Origin of the sequence: Yersinia rohdei ATCC 43380, from assembly GCF_000173775.1 — a bacterium.
Lineage (GTDB): Bacteria > Pseudomonadota > Gammaproteobacteria > Enterobacterales > Enterobacteriaceae > Yersinia > Yersinia rohdei.
In genome coordinates, this window is sequence record NZ_ACCD01000075.1 from 1 (window position 1) to 1,292 (window position 1,292).

Genomic DNA, 1,292 nt, shown 5'->3' on the forward strand with positions numbered 1-1,292 from the left:
GGTCACCTTCAACGGCTTACAGAACGCTCCCCTACCCAACAACGCCTAAGCGTCGCTGCCGCAGCTTCGGTGCATGGTTTAGCCCCGTTACATCTTCCGCGCAGGCCGACTCGACCAGTGAGCTATTACGCTTTCTTTAAATGATGGCTGCTTCTAAGCCAACATCCTGGCTGTCTATGCCTTCCCACATCGTTTCCCACTTAACCATGACTTTGGGACCTTAGCTGGCGGTCTGGGTTGTTTCCCTCTTCACGACGGACGTTAGCACCCGCCGTGTGTCTCCCGTGATAACATTCTTCGGTATTCGGAGTTTGCATCGGTTTGGTAAGTCGGGATGACCCCCTAGCCGAAACAGTGCTCTACCCCCGAAGATGAGTTCACGAGGCGCTACCTAAATAGCTTTCGGGGAGAACCAGCTATCTCCCGGTTTGATTGGCCTTTCACCCCCAGCCACAAGTCATCCGCTAATTTTTCAACATTAGTCGGTTCGGTCCTCCAGTTAGTGTTACCCAACCTTCAACCTGCCCATGGCTAGATCACCGGGTTTCGGGTCTATACCTTGCAACTAGACGCCCAGTTAAGACTCGGTTTCCCTACGGCTCCCCTATTCGGTTAACCTTGCTACAAAATATAAGTCGCTGACCCATTATACAAAAGGTACGCAGTCACCCTGATAAATCAAGGCTCCCACTGCTTGTACGTACACGGTTTCAGGTTCTATTTCACTCCCCTCGCCGGGGTTCTTTTCGCCTTTCCCTCACGGTACTGGTTCACTATCGGTCAGTCAGGAGTATTTAGCCTTGGAGGATGGTCCCCCCATATTCAGACAGGATGTCACGTGTCCCGCCCTACTCATCGAGTTCACAGCAAGTGTGTTTTTGTGTACGGGAGTATCACCCTGTACCCTGCGACTTTCCAGACGCTTCCACTAACACACAAACTGATTCAGACTCTGGGCTCTTCCCCGTTCGCTCGCCGCTACTAGGGGAATCTCGGTTGATTTCTTTTCCTCGGGGTACTTAGATGTTTCAGTTCCCCCGGTTCGCCTTGCATGGCTATGTATTCACCATGCAATAGTGCAACGAATTGCACTGGGTTTCCCCATTCGGGTATCGTCGGTTGTAACGCTTCATATCAGCTTACCGACGCTTATCGCAGATTAGCACGCCCTTCATCGCCTCTGACTGCCTAGGCATCCACCGTGTACGCTTAGTCGCTTAACCTCACAACCCGAAGGTGTCTTTGCAGACATCTTGTGCTGTGATTATTTGAGAGACTCTATTACAGGTTAC

Annotated in this window: 1 rRNA gene; it reads right to left on the reverse strand. The window is 51.5% G+C overall.

Annotated features, from left to right (window positions below):
- Window positions 1-1,223: ribosomal RNA gene (locus tag YROHD0001_RS0119135) — 23S ribosomal RNA — on the reverse strand; the annotation flags it as partial.
- Between the last annotated feature and the right edge of the window lie 69 nt (window positions 1,224-1,292).